Origin of the sequence: Rhodovarius sp. (assembly GCF_040399605.1) — a bacterium.
Classification (GTDB): domain Bacteria; phylum Pseudomonadota; class Alphaproteobacteria; order Acetobacterales; family Acetobacteraceae; genus Rhodovarius; species Rhodovarius crocodyli_A.
Genome location: NZ_JBBARU010000131.1, coordinates 1 through 4668, shown reverse-complemented (window position 1 = coordinate 4668; position 4668 = coordinate 1). Strand labels below are relative to the sequence as shown.

The following is a 4668-nucleotide window of genomic DNA, read 5'->3' as shown; positions in this document are numbered from 1 at the left end:
CTCGATGATTGTACGATCAACCACCGTCAGCCGAAATCTCTGAACTGCCATCGCATTACCGTAAACATCTCAGGGCATCGATGGTGTTCGCTATGGATGTTGAATCCGTCGGCATTATCTGATTTGAAACACTCAATGGCGCTTCTCCAATTTCGACACTGAGGCACCTTGTAAATACTTGGATATTATTCAAGTGCGAAGTGCGGTTCGCATACTGGTCGGCGATTTTATCTTGCCGGTCATGACGAGCTCCTCCCCCTGGGTGGTCGACGGGCTGGGCGGCACAGCGATCGCCACCGCCATCGCCGGCGGCGACCGGGAGGCCTCGCTGAAGGAGGTTGGAGGCAGCGTTACCCGATCGAGCCGCTGCGCCACTGCGTGCAGCGCTTGTGTGACCAGTGCATTCCCCGATGGACGCGCTCACCGAGTGGGAATGATCGGCGTCAAAAGCCAGGGGGAAGCCGTCGCCGAGCAGTTTGTGCACCGCCCTGGCCTTCGCCAGATCGCCTTGCACATCAACATCCCGTTCGGTGCGATAGGCATCGGCACCGATCATGATCAACCCGGGCTTACGCCCGCATTGAGGCGCGGCTGTTTACATCCACTTCGCGCCGGACCTAGGCTCGACCGCACGTCTGAAAAGGAGAGCGCAATGCCGCATCGTTGTTCTGGCTGGGTCGTTCCATTCCTGTTGCTCGCCTCGCTCTGGTTGCCCCCGGGTGGTGCGCGTGCACAGAACCTCACGGCAGTGCTGGAGGCCGAGATCGTCACGCTCGATCCGCATTTCACGCCGGCCTACATCACCCGCACCTTCGGCTACATGGTCTACGACACGCTATTCGCGATGGATGGCCAGGGGCGCGTACAGCCGCAGATGGTGCAGGAATGGACGCGCTCGCCCGATGGGCTGGTCTGGAACTTCACCCTGCGCGAGGGTCTGCTCTGGCATGACGGAACCCCGGTCACAGCAGCCGATTGCGTGGCCTCGCTGCGCCGCTGGGGCAGCCGCAGCGCGCTCGGCAGCCGCCTCATGGCTGCCACCGCCTCGCTCGAGCCACGGGATGCGCGAAGCTTCACGCTAACCCTGAAGGAGCCCTTTGGACTGGTGCTGGACACGCTCGGCACCACCTCCTCGCCAGTGCCCTTCATGCTGCCTGAGCGCCTGGCGCGCACGCCGGGCACCGAGCGCGTTCCAGAGATCATCGGCTCCGGCCCCTTCACCTATCGCCGCGCCGACCACCGCACGGGCGACCGCATGGTGCTGCGCCGCAACGCCGCCTACGTACCGCGCGCCGAGCCCTCCAACTACCTGGCGGGTGGCAAGGTCGTGCGCATCGAGAGCCTGGACATCCGGGTGGTGCCTGATGGGCAGACGGCTATTGCGGCGATGCGCTCGGGCGAGATCGATTTCATCCAGTATGCTCCCTTCGACCTGCTCGCCGCCCTGGAGCGCGACCGCCGCGTGCGGGTGCAGAACTTCACCGGCCTCGACCAGTTCACGGGGCACTACCGCACCAACGCCGCCTCCGGCCCCTTCGCCGATCCCGCCATCCGTCGCGTCCTGCTGCGCCTGGTGGACCAGGCGGAGGTGATGGCGGGCTTCGGCCTCTCTGACCGTTACGCCCGGTCCTGTAATGCGTTCTTCATCTGCGGCTCGCCCTATGAGTCCGCGGCCGGGACCGAGCCGATGCGCCAGCCCTCGATAGAGGCCGCGCGCGAAGCGCTGCGCCAGACGCGCTATGCCGGCGAGCCCGTGATCGTGCTCGTCGCTAATGACCTGGAGGCCGCCAAGATCTCCAGCGAGATCCTGGCCGACCGCCTGCGCCGCGCCGGCTTCAACGTGGACATGCAGGTGATGGACTGGGCCTCGGTGCTGGCCCGCCGCACGCGGCGCGAGGGATGGAGCGTCTTCGGCGTGCATGCGCTGGGCGTTGACCTGCATTCGCCGCTGACCAACTCCGTCATCGGCTTCAACTGCACGAATGCCACGACGGGCGGCTTCCATTGCGAGGAGGCACTCACGCCGCTCTTCGCGCAATTCGCCGCTGCACCCACGCTGGAGGCACGCCAGGCGATCGCGGCGCGCATGCAGGAGATCGTCTATGGTCAGGCCATCGCGGTGCCTTGGGGCCAGTTCGCGCAGCCTGCCGCCTATCGCGCGCAGCTGACGAACCTGATCCCCTCGGCGATCCCGCTGTTCTGGAATGTCGAGAAGCGATGATGGCGATGTATGACGTGATCGTGGTGGGTGCCGGTTCGGCCGGCGCCCCTCTGGCCGCTAGGCTCTCGGAGGACGGGCAACGGCGCGTGCTGTTGCTGGAAGCCGGGCGTGACTGGCGCTCGGCCGATGCGCCGCAGGCGCTGCGCAGCGCAAACATCATCCCCTTCATGCACGACCCCGCGCATCAGGCCCAATGGCAGTGGCCGGGCCTGATGACGCGGCGCACCGCCGCGCAGGAGCCGAAATTCTACTGGCGCGGCAAAGCCATGGGCGGCTCCTCCACCGTCAACGCGCAGATCGCAATTCGGGGAGTCCCCGCCGCCTTCGACGCCTGGGCCGAGGCGGGCTGCGAGGGCTGGTCGGCAAGCGATGTCCTGCCGCTCTTCGATGCCATCGAGGATGACGCCGATACCGGTGTGGCGCCCGGCATCCGCCAGGGCGGCCCATTGCCCGTCTTCCGGATGCCGATGGGGCATTGGGGCGCCGTCGATCTTGGCCTGCGCGATGCCGCGCTGGCGGCAGGCTACCGCTGGAAGCCCGACCTGAACGCGCCAGAAGGCGAGGGCATTTCCTGCAACCCGATCAATTTGCGCGGTGGGCTGCGCGTCACCACCAATGACGGCTACCTGGAGCCCGCGCGAGGCCGGGCTAATCTCACCATCCGCGGCGGCGCGCTGGTGGACCGCATCCTCTTCGAGGGCAGCCGCGCCACCGGTGTGCGCGTGCGCTTCGGCGAGACGTGGGAGGATATCGCCGCGCAGGAAATCGTGCTCTGCGCCGGCGCGATCCACAGCCCCACCATCCTGATGCGCTCGGGCATCGGCCCCGCCGGCGCGCTCAAGGCGCTCGGCATCACCGTGCGGCAGGACCTGCCTGCTGTCGGCCAGCACCTGATGGACCATCCGATCCTGCGCGCCAGCATGGCCCTGAAGGCGGAATTTCGCGCGCAGGGGTCGGATGCGCGGCACACCAATTGTTGCCTGACCTACAGCAGTGGTCTCGCTGGTGGCGGCGAGCGCGACATGATCATGATCGCCTACAACCACCGCGGCCTGTCCGGTGGTGAAGGCCCCGCGCCGGGCGGTGCTGTGGGCATCGCTCTCTACGACGCGTTCTCGCGTGGGGAGTTGCGCCTCACTTCCACCGACCCGGAGGCGCAACCGACCGTCGAGGAGAACATGCTGGCGGACCCGCGGGACAGGCTTCGCCTTCGCGACGGCGTGCGGCGGCTGGCCCGCCTGACCGCATTGGCGCCGCTCGCGGGCCTCGCCGATGCCATCGAATTCGGTGAGTCGGGCCTCTCGATGCCTAATGCCGCCGCCCTGGAGGATGACGCGCTGGATGCAATCATGCTGCGCGAAGCGAGCGACATCCAGCACGCCGCCGGCACTTGCCGCATGACCGCCCACGAGGACCCGCGCGGCGTGGTCGACCCCGATCTCAAGGTGCGGGGGGTGAGCGGCCTTCGCGTGGCGGACGCATCGATCATGCCGACGGATTGCCGCGCAAACTTACACTTCACCTGCGTGATGATTGGCGAGAACCTGGCGAGGCGGATGCGCGCGGGCTGACCTCCGCGTCCCGCCCTTGTCGGCATGGTGGCGATGCAACCAGACATCGCCACCATGCTCGAGCGCACTTCCGGAATTTGGCCGCCTGCCGCCCGTCGCCTTTGGCGGAAGCACCAAAGGCGTGGATATGCCTCGCAGCCGTCAACCGGGGCGGATATCGTTGTCGCGCACCACTTGGCTCCATTTCTCCCAATCCGCCGCATAGGCGTGGGTGAAGGCGGCGCGGTCGCCACCCGTCGGTTCCGCCCCAAAGCCGCGTAGCCCCGCGCGCGCAGTTCACGCAGCAGCACCGTGGCCGCCAGCCGATCCGGCAGTGCAGAGGCCAGGCGCTGGAGGATGTAGCCCTCGAACGCTGATAGCTTGCCAGGCTGGGGTGGCCGTTCGCGATACCGCGCTGCGTCCGGGACCCGCAGGTAGCGGCGCACCGTATTGCGCGAGACGCCGACCTCTCGCGCAATCTCGCGCACGCCCTTGCCGTGTTTGGACAATATCCTGATCTCCATTGCCGCCTCTCCTCCAACCATCCCGGACCCCGCCAATTCGACAGGATCATCTTTGGCATGGGTCAGGTTTCAATCGGCGCATGGGTCAGTTTTGCAGTGGCGCTTAGGCCAGATTCGACTCTCGCGCCGTACCAAAGTGTTCGCTCTCGAAGTACGGATTTAGGGCAAGTGGGGTTCGAACCAAGGCAAATGCTGACCGCGCGGAAACCGGCCTTTGACCTAGGTTTTTGAGTTCCGTACTAAAACGCCCAAGTCAGGAGGTCCGGAGAGAATTGGCCTCCGGAGAGCGATTTTCGGCCGTCTCCGCGCCGGGCCAGTCTGGCCTGCTGCCGGTTTGGTGGACACCGAGATAAGGTTTTCCAACCGTGTCGGA

At 66.2% G+C, this 4668-nt stretch carries 2 protein-coding genes and 1 pseudogene; 2 read left to right on the top strand and 1 reads right to left on the bottom strand.

Translation table 11 applies throughout. The annotated features are described in order from the left end of the window. The first annotated feature begins 178 nt into the window (after nucleotides 1-178). The gene (locus ABWP84_RS18090) at nucleotides 179-2221 is read left to right on the top strand and encodes an ABC transporter substrate-binding protein (RefSeq protein ID WP_353213420.1); all 2043 of its coding nucleotides are present in this window, start codon (nucleotides 179-181) and stop codon (nucleotides 2219-2221) included. 5 nt (nucleotides 2222-2226) lie between these two features. Next, nucleotides 2227-3792, top strand: a complete 1566-nt coding sequence (locus ABWP84_RS18085; RefSeq protein ID WP_353213419.1) for a GMC family oxidoreductase — start codon at nucleotides 2227-2229, stop codon at nucleotides 3790-3792. 419 nt (nucleotides 3793-4211) lie between these two features. On the opposite strand, the pseudogene ABWP84_RS18080 reads toward ABWP84_RS18085, so the two are convergent. Continuing rightward, a pseudogene (locus tag ABWP84_RS18080) lies at nucleotides 4212-4295 on the bottom strand (helix-turn-helix domain-containing protein); the annotation flags it as partial. Nucleotides 4296-4668 lie beyond the last annotated feature (373 nt).